The sequence below is a fragment of the Pedobacter sp. MC2016-05 genome, assembly GCF_026239735.1.
Lineage (GTDB): Bacteria > Bacteroidota > Bacteroidia > Sphingobacteriales > Sphingobacteriaceae > Pedobacter.
The window spans coordinates 144,922-159,293 of the sequence record NZ_JAPIVT010000010.1; the positions used below are offsets into that span (position 1 = coordinate 144,922).

Sequence of the window (14,372 nt, forward strand, 5' to 3'; positions counted from 1 at the left end):
ATTTAGTCCGGAGTTTAGCGTTTAGAGCCAATAAATTAATCGTTTACAAATTCATAACAATTGAAAAAATTCTTTCAGCAATATTATATCAATCTATTCCTTAATGATCGCTTGTTTGCGGCTTTAGGTTTGTGCGTAGTGCTCTTTTTGCTGAAATTTTTCTTCGCTTGGCTTGGCGATATCCCAGAAATTGTTACTGGAGTAGTACTTATATTATTTTTCGTTGATGTTTTTATTCTTTATAGAATTCAGCATGGGATTGAAGCGCAGAGATTTACTTCCAAACGCCTAAGCAATGGTGACGAAAATCCGGTTCAAATTGAAATTAAAAATCGTTATGGATTTAGTGTAAATGCCAGAGTGATTGATGAAGTGCCCTTTCAATTTCAGCTTCGCGATAAAGATTTTAAGCTCAATCTAAATTCTGCAGAAATAAAATCTATACATTATAACTTACGGCCAACAAAGCGTGGCGAATATGAGTTTGGTTTTATCAGGACTTACATCAGCTCTCCATTGGGTTTGGTTAGTCGACGATATAATTTTGACGGAGCAAAGGTGCTGCCCGTTTATCCTTCGTTTATTAATCTTGGTCAGTATGAACTGATGGCCGTTTCTCGCCATTTAACAGAGATAGGCATCAAAAGAATCCGAAAAATCGGAAATAGCAGCGAATTTGATCAGATAAAAAACTATGTGGGTGGTGATGATATAAGAACCATAAATTGGAAAGCAACAGCCAGAAAAGGTGGCTTAATGGTAAATACCTACACTGATGAAAGGTCACAAAATATATATTGCGTTATCGATAAATCGCGGGTAATGCGTATGCCTTTTGAAGGATTGAGTTTGCTTGATTATGCCATTAATGCAACAGTTGCCCTCTCGAAAGTGGCCATGCTTAAAGAAGATAAGGCAGGTTTGATTACTATTTCAGAGCAGATTGGGTCTATTGTTCCGGCCGATCGGAAATCTGCGCAACTGGGCAACATTATGAATGCGCTCTACAAGGAAAAAACCCGGTATTTAGAAAGCAATTTAGAAGCCTTGTATAGTAGCGTACGTGCTGTGATCAAACAGCGTGGTTTATTGGTGTTTTTTACCAATTTTGAAAGCCTTTCTGCTTTACAACGCCAATTGCCTTACCTTAAAAGAATTTCGAAATATCATTTGTTAGTGGTTGTATTTTTTGAAAATACAGAGCTAAAGTCACTAAGTACCGAGCCAGCAAAAGATGTGGAAGGAATTTACCATAAAACCATCGCAGAGAAGTTTATTTATGAGAAGAAATTGATGGTTAAAGAATTAAGTAAACATGGAATTCTATCTATCCTAACTCCGCCTCAAAAGCTAACCGTAAATGTAATTAATCGCTATTTGGCGTTGAAGGCACAACAGCGGATATAGTTCAGAGTCCTCAGTCGAGAGTCTTGAGTCCAGAGTCTAGAGTTGATGTTTTAGAAAGACGACTCATGATTAAGGACTGCCGACTTCAGACTAAAAAACTTATTCTTCTTCTCTGAAATAAACCTTATAAAAATTCATCGATTTATCATCATCGTAACCTTTCTCAATCATATCCTTGTTGCCATGAATGTAGATATGGAAATTCTTATCCAATTTTAAAACACTTTTGTAAGCACGAGCCTGCTTTTTTACTGCCGATTCTGCAATTTCAAAATTATCGGCAATCGGACTTTCGTATTCGTCTTCGTAGTTTTTCTTGTAGTTTTTAAACGATTCTATTCCTTCAGCATTGCCTATTACTTCGTTCCCGAATTCTTCAATATCAAAAGTTTCCTTCTCCTTGAAATACTTCATCGACCGATTTAAGAGATCAATTTTATCTGCTTTGCTGATTTCATAATCATCATCCAGTTTCTGAGTCACAAAGTTTTTGTAAACGCCTAAAACATTGTTTGTTTGGTTATAACTATCATTTCTGATCTTCAACTTCAAAAATTCATCTTTCCAATAAACAGCAGATTCGTTGATGCTTTTTGCCTGATCCAACACCACTACTTTGTAGCCTTCACTTTTATCGGTATTAAAAATCAAACAGCCTTTATCCAGTTTATTAATGCTAATGGCGTCCTGCTCATAGCTCATATTAAAGCCGTCATCTTTTGGAAAAACTTTTAAATAAGTGTCTTTAGTTTCCGATTTGAAAATTCCAAGCACATCCATTTGTTCACCTTCAATTTGTACTTTTTCAAAGTATGCCACGTACAATTCCCCCGATTTTATTTTCGGATGGTTGGCTACATCAAATAGATACTTGGCCAATTGCTGCGAATCCTCATGAAAAAGGGCATTGTTTTCAAAAATTTCGTGTGCAAAATGATAAACCTCATTTAGGTTTAGGTTATCATTCGGATGGTAAAAACGGTAGACTTCATTTACCTTTTCGAAAGGCTTTAAGAAATATTGCATTAACAAATTGCTCAAAATCTCATCATCAATTTTTAATGGCGCATCAGATAGTCTATAATATTCTTCTACCAATTTATTGCCGGTATGGTGGATAGAAAGTTGTTTTAGGTTTGCCTCGAAAAATGAAATCATGGCGGCAAAAGTATTAAATAATTAGTGATGTGCGGTGAAATGTATATATCTTTTGAAAAGTGAACGCTGAAATCTCTAGGTGAAGTCAGCCCTATACTAAAGGTACTCCTATAGAGCTTTCTGCTATAGCTCCGATTAAAAAACCGGAGGCTGTCGCGTCAATTGGTTTATTTAACTTAGGTGCAACTATGAAAACCATGCAAATTGTATAACTTAAATTATAAATTATTAAATATGAAAGCTGCAGTAATCATTATTTTGTTAATAGCGAGCTTAAGCACTTTTGCTCAAAAAGCATTCGAGTTTGAATATTACTATGGCAAAACCAAAAGTTTTGAAATAAAATTATCATTGGCTAATGGCTACATATTGGGTAGTGAGATTATTAAAACTGACATCAAAACAGAAAAGGCAGTAAAATATCTTCCAAATAAAATTCAAGGAGAAAACACTAAGAGTCTAGTGTTTCTTCCAGACATGAATGATAAGACAGTTAAAAGGAGAAAGCGAGATAATATCATCCTGCACAAGATAAAAGATGATTATGAAATGTTGCCCGATGAAATTATTGGGAGTTATGGTATCGATCTCAAGACTTACAGTTTCAAACTTTATAAACTAAAAGCTAATCACTAACTTTTAGTTTGTTTAAAAAATCGACAATCTTTTTATCGGCGTAATTGGCGATTCCCTCATGTCTGAATGATAATCTTCCCTGCTTATCGAAAATTACAGTTGTAGGTAGAGCGCCAGAGAAAATCTGGTCAGGAATTGTGCTTTTTACCTTAAATACTGGCATTTCATATTTTCTGTTCGTCATAAACTTTACCGATTTTTCCAAATCACCATCAGCATCTGCAAAAATAAAAACTACATTTTTATCATCTTTAAACTGTTGGTATAGTTTGTTTATAGAAGGCATTTCTGCTCTGCAAGGTGGGCACCAGGTTGCCCAAAAATTCAAGAAAATAACTTTACCCTTTAATTGGCCCAAATCAATAGCATTTCCTTTTGCATCTTGGAACTTAATTCCACTCAAATCCATTGCCGCTTTTGGAGATTCAGTAATAGAGGGAGAATAGAGTCCGATTCCCATTAATCCTCTAATCAGCAAAGCTTTCGCATCGGGCACAAAAACAATTACTAAAAGCAATGCAATGAAAAGTCCGTTGACGATATTTTTCTTGATAAATTTCATTTTTATTTAACTTTTTATTCTTCGCAGGATTTATTTCTTTAATCCCAAACTAAATTTTCTGACGGTATCTTTTGCAATATCGTAACCAGCATCGGCGTGGCGAATAACGCCCATTGAAGGATCGTTATGTAACACTTTTTTTAATCTCGCCTCGGCTTCAGTTGTTCCATCGGCTACAATAACCATACCTGCATGAATACAATAGCAAATGCCAACACCACCCCCATGATGCAGTGAAACCTAGCTTGCGCCACCAGCAGTATTAATCAATGCATTTAGAACTGGTCCTTGAAAAGCAATCCGCTCTTGCGCCATTTTAATCCGGCGATGTAAACTTTCATTTTCTGGGAATAATTAAATATCAATTGACCGGTTTCGTAAATATCTTGCAGATCACCACTTAAAGCAGCCCACCTAAATGGACTTTTACCTTCGCAGAAAAGTGGAAGGATGTAGGCAGGAACAAAGCCTGGAAAAACGAAAGCATTTTCTACGCCAACTTCCAATGCTCTACCGCGTAAAATATTGCCGTAATCGAAAGTAATCGCACCACGTTTTTGTAATTTCAGCATCTGTTAACATGCTTCGCCATGGTAGCATAAGATTGTTTTACATATTCATTGGGATCATTTTTCCTTAAATCTGCGGCTTCGGCAATGGTTAATTCTTCCGGGAAATAACCAGTTAGAGGATCGTGAGCGGATGTTTGATCAGTTAAAGTATCCGGAACAATATCTCTATCGATTAATCGCTGTAATAATTCCACCGCATTACAAACCACGCCGATGGAAATCGCTTTGTTTTCTTTTTTATAAACTAATGCTTTATCAATTGCTTCATCAATATTGTAACTTATTTTATCAGTGTAACGTGTTTCTAAACGCTTTTTAATACGCCATTCTTCAACTTCGGCTGCTAAACAAACACCTTCATTCATGGTAATGGCCAAGGGTTGGGCGCCACCTATGCCACCTAAGCCAGCGGTAACATTTAATTTCCCCTTCAAGCTGTTGCCAAAGTGTTTTTTGCCAAGTCAGAATAGGTTTCATAAGTGCCTTGCACAATGCCTTGCGAGCAATGTAAATCCCCGAACCTGCCGTCATTTGGCCGTACATCATCAAATTTTTATCTTCCAGTTCATCAAGATGCTTTTGTGTTGCCCATTTGGGTACGAGTTGAGAATTAGAAATTAAAACACGATGTGCATCGGCATGAGTGGGTAAAATGGCAACCGGTTTTCCAGATTAGATTAGCAATGTCTCATCATTTTCCATATCACGCAATGCTTTTATAATCACGCTAAGCGATTCCTTATTTCTTGCTGCTTTTCCTCTTCCGCCGTAAACAATTAATATTCTGGCCGCTCTGCAACATCAGGATCAAGATTATTTAAAAGCATACGTAATGCTGCTTCCTTAATCCATCCTTACAACTTAATTCGGTTCCGTTTGGAGTTTGTTTCTGGCTTAAGTTTAAACCATCGGTTATTTTCTGGCTCATAGATAAAAGTAATGTTACTTTCCAAAGATATAGAATTGAACAACATTTGCTACTTTTGGGAAATTGAAAAAGCATAGGCAAAGCGTTAGAGAGTATTTATCGGCATTTATGCTGATGGTTTTTGCTATTGCCCTAACCCCTTGGAGTGTTTTACACCACCATCAGGAAATACCTATTCCCAAAAAGGAAATTAATTGTCACCATGTTAGCCATGTTCAATCTCATGGCGATACTTGTTTGATTTGTAATGCCAGCTTTGAAAAGGATTACGTTCAAACACACCACATTTACAGAATATTTCTTTCAGCAAAATTGTTGAGTTCTACTCAGCCAATTTTGACAAACTCCTATGTAGCGCTGCTCAGTACCGATTTGCGTGGGCCTCCTTTGGCATAATCTTTCCAAAATTTTGAATCCATCAAATGGATTAATCAATTGTTTTTTCGTCAAATAAAGCAAATTATGCGCTGTATTAGTGCCGATTCAGCCTTTTTGACTCATTCCGTTTTATTATAAAAAAAATATGAAAAGATTACAGCTTATAGGCTTAGTAATTCTATATACTTTGTTGAGCAATACAGCTTTTGCACTTGCTTTAAAAGATATTAAAGGTAAAGTTATTGATGCCAGTAACAACCAAACTTTACCCGGCGCAACCATTTACATTCCCGATTTAAAAGTTACTGCTATCACCAACAATGATGGTGAGTTTATGCTTAACAATCTGCCTAACAAGGGGAGTTATTTAGTGGAGGTACATTACATTGGTTACAAAACAGCAACAAAAATTGTAAATTTTGCCAATGCACCAATTTTAGAATTCGCTCTGCAACCTACTGCGATTGAAACAAAAGAAATTGTAATTACAGGTAGCATCATCAGCAGCACAAGCAAACGTAATAGTGCCTCATCGGCAGTGGTGGGAAAAGACCAGCTTTTGGCACCATCTACCAACCTCATTGATGCATTAACAAGAGTGCCTGGAGTTTCACAAATCACTACTGGGCCGTCGATTTCGAAACCTGTGATTCGTGGTTTGGGTTATAACCGTATTGTAACTTTAGATGATGGAATAAAGCAGCAAGGACAACAATGGGGAGATGAGCACGGTATTGAAATTGATCAGTTTAAATCCGACAGAATTGAGATCCTACGTGGTGCGGCTTCGCTCATGTATGGGTCTGATGCATTAGGCGGCGTGATTAATATTTTAGAGCCAAGTACAGCTCCAGAAGGACAAATTAATGGCGAATTAATTACCAATTATTCTACCAACAACGGTTTAACAGCTAATTCATTAATGCTTAATGGTAATGAAAACGGTTTCGTTTGGAGGGCCCGGGGAACGTACAAAAGTGCCTATTCATTTAAAACTCCTACCGGATATTTTCCAAATTCTGGCTTTAATGAAACGGATTTAAGCGGGATGATTGGATTAAACAAAAGCTGGGGATATACGCACTTAAACGTTTCGAGTTTCCGCAATAACATTGGCTTTTATGAGCCTTCGCTAGATGATAACGGAAACTTTGTTACAGAAGACGGCGAAGCTTTCATCAATTCCGATTTCAAAAACCGCGAATTGGATTATCCCCGGCAGGATATTCGTCACTTTAAAATTGCTTTAAACAATAACTTTATTCTTGGAAACGGCAATCTGAAGGCTGATTTTGGTTATCAACAAAATCAACGCAGAGAGTTGGAAGATGGTCCGGAGCCAGCATTGTTTTTCGATTTAAAAACGTTTACCGGCGATTTAAAATATTATTTACATGAAACAAACGGATGGCAACCAGTTTTTGGCCTAAGTGCAGATGCTGGCAAGAGCTTGAATAAAGCTGATGATGAGTTTTTAATTCCAGATTACAATACCTACGGAATAGGTGTTTTCGCATTTGCCAAGAAGAATTGGGACAACAACACTTTTAGCATTGGTGCCCGTTACGATTTTCGTAAAAATAATGGTAAGCAGTTGTTTAAGGATGGCGAAGAAATTTTTGCCCCATTCCAAAACAAGTTTTCTAATGTAAGTGGTGCTTTAGGCTTCACCCATCAATTTAACGAGGAATGGAATTTTAAAGCAAATGCTGGTTCTGCATTTCGTGCTCCAAACCCTGCAGAGTTGGCCTCGAATGGAGTGCATGAGGGAACTTTCAGGTATGAAATTGGTAACTCAGCTTTAAGTCCGGAACGCAGTTACCAGGTGGATGCGGCTTTGGAATATGAAGGGAAAATTGTGAGTGCAAGTGCCAGCGTTTATAATAACTATGTTCATAATTTTATTTATGCATCGAATAATGGCGAGATCATCAATGCTGAAGGTGATGATTATCCGGTGTACCGCTATGGCCAGGTGAATGCAAACCTATATGGTGCAGAAGCAACTTTAACCATTCATCCGGTTCCTTTTATTCATTTCGAAAATACTTTTGGTTATGTGCATGCCCAGAATACTTCATTAAGTAAGCCATTGGCATTTATTCCTGCCGGAACGTTACGTAATGAATTGCGTTTCGAGCCTAAGATAAAAGGTACCAATGATGCTTATTTATCGGTAGGAATTAATTCGGCCTTCAAGCAAACTCGTGTTGATGATGTCTTCGAAACGCCAACCAGTGGATACACGTTGCTAAATGCCGGTTTAGGTGCTACCTTCAATTTAGGGAAACAACCAGTTAAATTATCTGTGTCGGCCAGTAATATTCTAAACCAGAAATATTATGATGCATTAAGCAGATACAAACCCGGGCGCTTAGATTACCAAAATCCAAACTTCGGAATTTATAATGTAGGTAGAAATATCACCTTTGGACTATATTTACCTTTTAGTTTAGCGAAATAATTTTAAGTTCATTTTGATTAAAATAGCCGCAGACCCACAGATTATTTGTTAAGCTGCGGCTATTTTTTTCCGATTTCAACCTTTGCTCAAAGGAGTAGAGAGATGTGCCTTTTTTTATAATCAAAAGATTTCTCGGAGGCCGCCCGAAAGGACGGCTTTGTTACTACTTCTTAACCGTTTCTCTTTTAGCCCTTACATATTGATTTGGCCATTCCGTATCATCACCTAAAACCTGTGCCGCATGGGTTGGGAAATAAGCATCACGAAGTGATTCGCGGGCAATGAAAATCAAATCAGCTCTATCTTCCTGAAGAATATCTTCTGCCTGTTGAGGGTCGACAATAATGCCGACTGCACCTGTATAAATCCCAATTTCATTTCTGATTTTATCAGCAAAAGGAACCTGATAATTTGGCCCTGCAGGTATAAAAGCATCAGGTACGTTCCCTCCAGATGAAGTATCAATTAAATCAACTCCTCTATCTTTTAAAACTGCCGACAATTGAAGCGAGTCATGCTCATTCCAACCATTTTCGGTCCAGTCTGTTGCAGAAATACGCACAAAAATTGGTAGGTTTTCTGGCCATACTGATTGCACAGCTTCTACTACGTCGATCACCAGGCGAATGCGGTTTTCGAAACTGCCGCCATAAACGTCGGTGCGGTTGTTGCTTAACGGACTAAAAAATTGATGTAACAGATAGCCGTGTGCCGCATGGATTTCCAATACTTTATACCCGGCTTCTAAAGCCCGTTTTGCAGCAGCTCTAAAAGCAAAAACGATATCCTGAATTTCAGAAATGCTCAATTCATGAGGTATAACTTGTCCATTTTTGAATGGAAGTGGAGACGGTCCGACAGGTGTCCAACTGTTTTCACCTTCGGCAATTTGTTCTCCGCCATTCCAAGGCAACTCGCAACTTGCTTTTCTGCCTGCATGTGCCAGCTGGATACCGGCAATTGCTCCGTTTGCATGGATAAATGAAACAATCTGCTTCAGTCTTTCAAGATGTTCATCTTTCCAGATACCTAAATCGGCATGGGTAATTCTACCCTCTGGAAGCACAGCAGTTGCTTCCTGGATAATTAAACCAGCACCACCAACAGCACGGCTCCCTAAATGTACCAAATGCCAATCGTTGGCAAAGCCATCCACGGCAGAGTATTGGCACATTGGCGATATTACAATTCTATTTTTTAAGGTTACATCCTTTAAAGTGAAAGCAGAGAATAATTTTGACATGATTATTTAGATTTTACCGCAGACAAATGAAATCATTTTAATTCCATTTTTTTGTGCAGGCTTTGTATTTAAAAACCTGCGTTTTGCAGTTCGTTATTGATCAATTGAATTTCTTCAGTACTTAGTTTTACGTTAATGGCCTCCGCATTTTGAACGGATTGTTTCTCGTTTCTAGCGCCAGCCAGGGCAATCGTGATCCCAGGCCTTTCGATTGTCCAACGCAAAACGAGTTGAGATAAAGTTGCATTTTTTTCATCAGCCCAAGGCTTAATTTTTTCCAAAAATGCATTTGTTTTTTGAATACTTTCTGGAGTGAAGAATTTGTTTCCCTTCCGATGATCGCCTTCCTCAAATTGATATTCAGAAGTCATTTTGCCTGTGAGCAAACCTCTCTCCATGGGACTATAAGCCAAAATAGATTTGTTTTTTTCTATACAATAAGGAACCGTTTCTACTTCCACTCCACGGTTTACCATACTAAAAGGAATTTGATTCGAAATAATTTCCAATGTTTGATCTGCCTCTTTCAGTTGTGCCACATTGTAATTACAAACACCAGCGTAACGCACTTTTCCCTGTTCAATTAATCTGCTAACGGCTTCAAAGGTTTCGCTGATTGGAGTAGTTTCATCTGCCCAATGAATTTGGTATAAATCGATATAATCGGTTCCCAGCCTTTTCAAAGATTGTTCACACTCATAAATTACACTCTCTTTTCCGGCATATTTATAAATGTCGATGTTCTTGCCATCGTTATTTTTTGATTGCATGGCTAACTTACCTTTGTCCAGGTCCCAGCGCATGCCAAACTTAGTAACCAGTTGGATTTTATCTCTGGAGATTTCTTTCACTGCTTCGCCTACAATCTCTTCACTTTCACCCTGTCCGTAAATGGGTGCGGTATCTATTGAGGTTACCCCCAAATCGTACCCCGCTTTTATTGCTCTAATCGCATCATTTCTATCAGTACTTCCCCACATCCATCCACCAGCTGCCCAGGCACCAAATGTAATGGCAGAAAGTTCTAAGTCTGAATTTCCTATTTTTCTGTATTCCATAATTATTTTTTTATGATTTTATCTATTGCGTAAGTATTGTATGGTAAATATGCCAGTAACACCGCCAAAAATGCGATATGTATTAGTTGGGAAGGTAAGGCTTCCCAGTTTTCGATCAGGGTAGTGCCGAAAATAAGGCTTAGTGAAATTAAGCTTGCAAGTAATAAACCTTGTCGGGTAAACAAGCCCAAAATAATTAATACACCTGCTATAAATTCGGCAATGGGTAAAATGTAGCTGAAAGGAATCAGTAAAGCATCAGGCAAAAATGATTTCGAAAATTGACCAACCATCCAATTGCTAAAACCAGTAAGCTTTGGTAGCCGAACCAACCCGTGGCCGAAAAAACTTAAGCCAATTGCTAAACGACTAAGTAAGTATGCCCAATTTTTATCCATTTTTTAATGCTTTCTCACAAACATACAATCCAAATGTTAAGGAAGTTTTAATGCAACGAGTATTAAACTTAGTTTTTACAAAGGGGTTATAAAAAAAAATATCTACCCAATAATTTGGAATCTAAATAATAAGCTATACATTAGTGTATTATTTAACTAATACAGTATTATGATTCAAATTGATAGTCTTAATTTTAGTTATAGCAAGCATAATTCGTTGTTCAAGAATTTAAGTTTGCAGCTAACGGCGGGCCATATTTATGGTTTGCTTGGTAAAAACGGGGCAGGCAAATCTACCCTGCTTAAGAATTTGGCCGGTCTGGTTTATGCCCAAAGTGGTACACTAAATGTTTTGGGTTATAATCCTAAAGATAGACAGCCAGCACTTTTAGAGCAGATTTGTTTCATTCCAGAAGAGTTTTATCTCCCCGCCGTAAAAATCGATGCTTATATCAAAGCCAATTCGCCGTTTTACAAGAACTTTAATCATTCTTACTTCGGTGATTTGATTAAAGAATTCGATATCCCCATTTCGCAAAAGCTAGTTGATATGAGTTATGGACAGAAAAAGAAAGTAATTATAGCTTTCGGTTTGGCTACGCAGGCAAAGCTGGTTATTATGGATGAGCCCACAAATGGATTAGATATCCCATCGAAAGCACAATTCAGAAAAATTATGGCTTCAGCTTTAACCGATGATCGTTGCATTATTATCTCGACCCACCAGGTTAGGGATTTAGATAACCTGATTGACACGGTAATCATGTTAGATGAAAATGATATTGCTTTAAAAGCATCTGTAGACGAAATTACCGAGAAGCTAACCTTCAAAAAGGTGAAGGAAATAGATGCAAGTATAATTTATGCTGAGCAATCGTTATCTGGCTACAATGCCGTTATGCCAAATTATCATCAGGAAGATAGCAAATTAGATATCGAGCTGCTATTCAATGCTATTCTCGCCGAAAAGATCAAATTTAAACCTTTATTTAATTAAGCCATGAACAATACATTTAATATTAATCGATTTGGCTTATTGCTTAAAAGACAATGGTTGGATTTTGGAAAAATCTACCTTATTAGCCTGGTAGTAGTGGTTGGCGCTATTGTTGGTTTTTATCTTTATTACATTCCATCGCCCAGCGAATATAATAATTTCGACTACGATGGGAATTTGGATATGCGTTTTAGATACGGAATTTATTTAATGCTCGGTTTCCTTTTCATCAGTATTGTAGCGAGTAGCTACTTCTCTATTTTGGGTCAAAAATCCAGAGCCATATTAGAACTAATGACGCCGGCATCTACCTTTGAAAAGTTTTTGAGTGGCGTTTTCTACACTACTTTAGTGAGTTTTGCCAGTTATATCCTCATTTATTATTTAATCGATATTGCTTTTGTAAAATATCTGAATCTACACCTGAGCGAATTCAAAAGTTTATATAATAAAGGTGCTTCGGTTGCAGCGGTAGATAGTATTTTTTCGCAAGTTTTTAACGATGCAAAATATCGGGAATACTGCATGGCTTTTTTTGGCTTCCCATTTCTGATTACTAGCATATTTTTATTGGGTTCCGCTTATTTTACGAGTTTCCATTATATCAAAACCGCGGTATCAGTAATGCTGTTCCTGGCAGTTGGTTTGTACCTCATTTATAAAGCCGCTGATGTTTTAACCACAGGTAAGTCTAAGATAACGATAGGTGGTGATAAGGAAAATATATTGCTCAGCCTTTGCTTAATTACGTTAGTGCTTACTTTAATTTTTTGGCTGATTACCTACGTTCGTTTAAAAGAGAAAGAGGTTTAATTTTAATAGGTATAGATATGGAATTTAGAGATAATAAGGCGATATACCTTCAAATAGCAGATTATGTTTGTGAACATATTTTGCTGGGGAAATGGAAAGCCGAAGAAAAAGTACCTTCAGTAAGAGAGCTTGCAGTAGTAATGGAAGTAAACCCAAATACCGTAATGCGTACCTATGAATTGCTTCAAAATAAAAATATCATCAATAATAAAAGAGGTATCGGTTTTTTTGTTGATGGAGGTGCAATCGATCAGGTTAAAAATTATCGTAAAGTACAGTTTATAGATGATGAATTACCGGTGGTATTCAGGAACATCTATTTATTAAATATTGGCTTTGATGAATTGAAAGCTAAATATGAAACATTTGTTGAGCAAAATTTTAACGATTAGAACATGAAAACAAGTAATAAATTATTAATAGCGCTAGCATTGTTGCTCATTATTGTACCCATTTTGGTTATTGCGATCAATGTGAAGTTCAACTATTTGCCAGAAGATAAAATAATTAAGAATAGTGAAAGTTTAGATAAGTTTGATGCTGTTACTCCTTATTTTAAACTTCGAAAACTGGATAAAACATTCGAAAAAGTAAATGTAACCGCTTCGAAAAGCACAATCTTAAAAATTACGTTAGTGGAAAGTCCACAAAATGGATTAAAGATTTCTGAAAATGAAAGCGAGAACTTGATAACTGTTGTTGATGCAAACGGTGTGCTCCAAATTTCAAGCAAAGCTTCAAAAGATAAAAAGATGGATTTTTTAAGCCTGGTTATTTTTGCTCCAGTAATTAAACAACTGTCAGTAACCAAAGCTTTGCAGTTAGAAATCAACGCAAAAACTAAACAGCTTGATTTGAATGTGAATAATCTTCAGAGTATGTTGTTCCACCCCAACACAAAAATCGGAAGGCTAAATGTAAATGGCAATCATGTGCTAAATTTTTCGCAAAGCAATAATTACGTCGATGATCTTAATCTGAATTTAGATAACAGTGAGTTTAGGGCTAGCGGAACCTCATACAAAGTTTTAACCATTGCGATCAAGGGAGATTCTCATATTGCTATTGAGGGTGATAAATTGAACAGAAATAAGTGTAAAATTGATAGCCTCTCGATTACTACTCAAGGTAAATCGAGCGTTGTTTTAACCCATATGCTTGTTAACAAAGCGCATGGAGATTTTTCAGATTCGACTGCGCTAAATGCCTCTGCTAAAAACCTAAAACTATTAATGAAAAATTAAAATGAAACCACTAAAAATATTTGTTTTCCTAATGTTTTCTGTAATTCTATCGCATGCGCAAAGTTTGTCACATGGATTAAAAAATGCATTTAGAACCGATGATGTAATGGCATTTAAAAATGCCCTTATGCAGGATAAAATTAATCTGGATTCGTGTTTACTGCTAGAAGATAAGCCGTACTCCTTATTAGCCATAAGTATTAGAACTGGTTCAATTAAGATTTTGCAGGATTTAATTTCAGTTAAAGTAGATGTAGATAAAATTTGCGATGATAAACTCCGCTGATGTATGCTGCCAAATATGGCCAGCTCGAGGCGGCTAAATTCTTAATAAATGCCGGCGCCAAAATGGACTTGAAAAATAACGAGGGGAAGACAGCGCTTGATTATGCCCACAAGTACAATAAAAAGGAACTAATAGATTTTCTTGCTAAGTAACCCAACAAAGCCTCTGATTTTGGATGCTTTGATGTTCAGTTTTGTCTATCGGTTGGTGTCATCACCAATGCTATTG

General features: G+C 37.0%; 18 protein-coding genes and 1 pseudogene. 10 read left to right on the forward strand and 9 right to left on the reverse strand.

The annotated features are described in order from the left end of the window. Positions 1 to 60: 60 nt before the first annotated feature. Entirely contained in the window at positions 61 to 1,407 is a 1,347-nt protein-coding gene (locus OQZ33_RS14390) for a DUF58 domain-containing protein (protein ID WP_265799715.1), read from the forward strand. A gap of 99 nt (positions 1,408 to 1,506) precedes the next feature. On the opposite strand, the gene OQZ33_RS14395 is transcribed toward OQZ33_RS14390, so the two are convergent. Further along, positions 1,507 to 2,565: a nucleoid-associated protein gene (locus tag OQZ33_RS14395; RefSeq protein WP_265799716.1), complete on the reverse strand. Its 1,059-nt coding sequence runs from the start codon at positions 2,563 to 2,565 to the stop codon at positions 1,507 to 1,509. 234 nt (positions 2,566 to 2,799) lie between these two features. Here OQZ33_RS14395 and OQZ33_RS14400 point away from each other — a divergent pair, with 234 nt between their 5' ends. Continuing rightward, positions 2,800 to 3,201 (forward strand): hypothetical protein, encoded by a 402-nt coding sequence (locus OQZ33_RS14400; RefSeq protein WP_265799717.1) that lies wholly within the window; start codon positions 2,800 to 2,802, stop codon positions 3,199 to 3,201. Here OQZ33_RS14400 and OQZ33_RS14405 read toward each other — a convergent pair. The 5 genes and pseudogenes from OQZ33_RS14405 to OQZ33_RS24510 all read right to left on the reverse strand — a co-directional run bounded on the left by OQZ33_RS14405 (position 3,191) and on the right by OQZ33_RS24510 (position 5,162). Continuing rightward, positions 3,191 to 3,763, reverse strand: a complete 573-nt coding sequence (locus OQZ33_RS14405) for a TlpA family protein disulfide reductase (RefSeq protein WP_265799719.1) — start codon at positions 3,761 to 3,763, stop codon at positions 3,191 to 3,193. The two genes, OQZ33_RS14400 and OQZ33_RS14405, sit on opposite strands and share 11 nt — an antisense overlap. A 30-nt stretch (positions 3,764 to 3,793) precedes the next feature. Continuing rightward, positions 3,794 to 3,949, reverse strand: a complete 156-nt coding sequence (locus OQZ33_RS14410) for a hypothetical protein (protein WP_416338755.1) — start codon at positions 3,947 to 3,949, stop codon at positions 3,794 to 3,796. An 89-nt stretch (positions 3,950 to 4,038) separates the two neighbouring features. Continuing rightward, on the reverse strand, positions 4,039 to 4,335 hold the full coding sequence (locus OQZ33_RS14415) for a hypothetical protein (RefSeq protein ID WP_265799721.1): 297 nt from the start codon (positions 4,333 to 4,335) through the stop codon (positions 4,039 to 4,041). Continuing rightward, entirely contained in the window at positions 4,329 to 4,769 is a 441-nt protein-coding gene (locus OQZ33_RS14420) for a hypothetical protein (RefSeq protein ID WP_265799723.1), read from the reverse strand. Before OQZ33_RS14420 ends, OQZ33_RS14415 begins: the two co-directional genes overlap by 7 nt. Next, positions 4,693 to 5,162, reverse strand: a pseudogene (locus tag OQZ33_RS24510) (hypothetical protein). The gene OQZ33_RS14420 and the pseudogene OQZ33_RS24510 overlap by 77 nt, the downstream one beginning before the upstream one ends. A gap of 164 nt (positions 5,163 to 5,326) precedes the next feature. Between OQZ33_RS24510 and OQZ33_RS14425 the strand changes: the two are divergent. Beyond that, complete coding sequence (locus OQZ33_RS14425) at positions 5,327 to 5,659, forward strand: hypothetical protein (protein WP_265799725.1); 333 nt, start codon at positions 5,327 to 5,329, stop codon at positions 5,657 to 5,659. A gap of 127 nt (positions 5,660 to 5,786) precedes the next feature. Then, positions 5,787 to 8,105, forward strand: coding sequence for a TonB-dependent receptor (locus tag OQZ33_RS14430; protein ID WP_265799726.1), 2,319 nt, complete (start codon positions 5,787 to 5,789; stop codon positions 8,103 to 8,105). A 163-nt stretch (positions 8,106 to 8,268) separates the two neighbouring features. On the opposite strand, the gene OQZ33_RS14435 is transcribed toward OQZ33_RS14430, so the two are convergent. The 3 genes from OQZ33_RS14435 to OQZ33_RS14445 all read right to left on the reverse strand — a co-directional run bounded on the left by OQZ33_RS14435 (position 8,269) and on the right by OQZ33_RS14445 (position 10,804). Then, complete coding sequence (locus OQZ33_RS14435) at positions 8,269 to 9,348, reverse strand: NADH:flavin oxidoreductase/NADH oxidase (protein WP_265799727.1); 1,080 nt, start codon at positions 9,346 to 9,348, stop codon at positions 8,269 to 8,271. 68 nt (positions 9,349 to 9,416) lie between these two features. Continuing rightward, positions 9,417 to 10,406, reverse strand: a complete 990-nt coding sequence (locus OQZ33_RS14440; protein WP_265799729.1) for an aldo/keto reductase — start codon at positions 10,404 to 10,406, stop codon at positions 9,417 to 9,419. A 2-nt stretch (positions 10,407 to 10,408) separates the two neighbouring features. Continuing rightward, a complete protein-coding gene (locus OQZ33_RS14445) occupies positions 10,409 to 10,804 on the reverse strand; it encodes a DoxX family protein (RefSeq protein WP_265799730.1) in 396 nt (131 codons plus the stop codon). Between the two features lie 169 nt (positions 10,805 to 10,973). Here OQZ33_RS14445 and OQZ33_RS14450 point away from each other — a divergent pair, with 169 nt between their 5' ends. Genes OQZ33_RS14450 through OQZ33_RS14475 form a run of 6 tightly spaced genes read left to right on the forward strand, consistent with a single transcriptional unit; the run spans position 10,974 to position 14,296 of the window. Further along, complete coding sequence (locus tag OQZ33_RS14450; protein WP_265799731.1) at positions 10,974 to 11,801, forward strand: ATP-binding cassette domain-containing protein; 828 nt, start codon at positions 10,974 to 10,976, stop codon at positions 11,799 to 11,801. 3 nt (positions 11,802 to 11,804) lie between these two features. Beyond that, complete coding sequence (locus OQZ33_RS14455) at positions 11,805 to 12,614, forward strand: hypothetical protein (protein ID WP_265799733.1); 810 nt, start codon at positions 11,805 to 11,807, stop codon at positions 12,612 to 12,614. Between the two features lie 17 nt (positions 12,615 to 12,631). Continuing rightward, the gene (locus OQZ33_RS14460; protein WP_265799735.1) at positions 12,632 to 13,006 is read left to right on the forward strand and encodes a GntR family transcriptional regulator; all 375 of its coding nucleotides are present in this window, start codon (positions 12,632 to 12,634) and stop codon (positions 13,004 to 13,006) included. A 3-nt stretch (positions 13,007 to 13,009) separates the two neighbouring features. Next, positions 13,010 to 13,858 carry a hypothetical protein gene (locus OQZ33_RS14465; RefSeq protein WP_265799736.1) on the forward strand — a complete coding sequence of 283 codons (849 nt, stop codon included), beginning with the start codon at positions 13,010 to 13,012 and terminating at the stop codon, positions 13,856 to 13,858. A 1-nt stretch (position 13,859) separates the two neighbouring features. After that, the gene (locus OQZ33_RS14470) at positions 13,860 to 14,144 is read left to right on the forward strand and encodes a hypothetical protein (protein ID WP_265799737.1); all 285 of its coding nucleotides are present in this window, start codon (positions 13,860 to 13,862) and stop codon (positions 14,142 to 14,144) included. Continuing rightward, positions 14,144 to 14,296, forward strand: a complete 153-nt coding sequence (locus OQZ33_RS14475; protein ID WP_265799738.1) for an ankyrin repeat domain-containing protein — start codon at positions 14,144 to 14,146, stop codon at positions 14,294 to 14,296. The genes OQZ33_RS14470 and OQZ33_RS14475 overlap by 1 nt, the downstream gene beginning before the upstream one ends. Positions 14,297 to 14,372: the final 76 nt, after the last annotated feature.

Coding starts and splice junctions, on each gene's coding strand:
- OQZ33_RS14395 (WP_265799716.1), bottom strand. CDS start 2,565: ATGATTTCATTTTTCGAGGCAAACCTAAAACAACTTTCTATCCACCAT.
- OQZ33_RS14400 (WP_265799717.1), top strand. CDS start 2,800: ATGAAAGCTGCAGTAATCATTATTTTGTTAATAGCGAGCTTAAGCACT.
- OQZ33_RS14405 (WP_265799719.1), bottom strand. CDS start 3,763: ATGAAATTTATCAAGAAAAATATCGTCAACGGACTTTTCATTGCATTG.
- OQZ33_RS14410 (WP_416338755.1), bottom strand. CDS start 3,949: ATGGTTATTGTAGCCGATGGAACAACTGAAGCCGAGGCGAGATTAAAA.
- OQZ33_RS14415 (WP_265799721.1), bottom strand. CDS start 4,335: ATGCTGAAATTACAAAAACGTGGTGCGATTACTTTCGATTACGGCAAT.
- OQZ33_RS14430 (WP_265799726.1), top strand. CDS start 5,787: ATGAAAAGATTACAGCTTATAGGCTTAGTAATTCTATATACTTTGTTG.
- OQZ33_RS14435 (WP_265799727.1), bottom strand. CDS start 9,348: ATGTCAAAATTATTCTCTGCTTTCACTTTAAAGGATGTAACCTTAAAA.
- OQZ33_RS14440 (WP_265799729.1), bottom strand. CDS start 10,406: ATGGAATACAGAAAAATAGGAAATTCAGACTTAGAACTTTCTGCCATT.
- OQZ33_RS14445 (WP_265799730.1), bottom strand. CDS start 10,804: ATGGATAAAAATTGGGCATACTTACTTAGTCGTTTAGCAATTGGCTTA.
- OQZ33_RS14450 (WP_265799731.1), top strand. CDS start 10,974: ATGATTCAAATTGATAGTCTTAATTTTAGTTATAGCAAGCATAATTCG.
- OQZ33_RS14455 (WP_265799733.1), top strand. CDS start 11,805: ATGAACAATACATTTAATATTAATCGATTTGGCTTATTGCTTAAAAGA.
- OQZ33_RS14460 (WP_265799735.1), top strand. CDS start 12,632: ATGGAATTTAGAGATAATAAGGCGATATACCTTCAAATAGCAGATTAT.
- OQZ33_RS14465 (WP_265799736.1), top strand. CDS start 13,010: ATGAAAACAAGTAATAAATTATTAATAGCGCTAGCATTGTTGCTCATT.
- OQZ33_RS14470 (WP_265799737.1), top strand. CDS start 13,860: ATGAAACCACTAAAAATATTTGTTTTCCTAATGTTTTCTGTAATTCTA.
- OQZ33_RS14475 (WP_265799738.1), top strand. CDS start 14,144: ATGTATGCTGCCAAATATGGCCAGCTCGAGGCGGCTAAATTCTTAATA.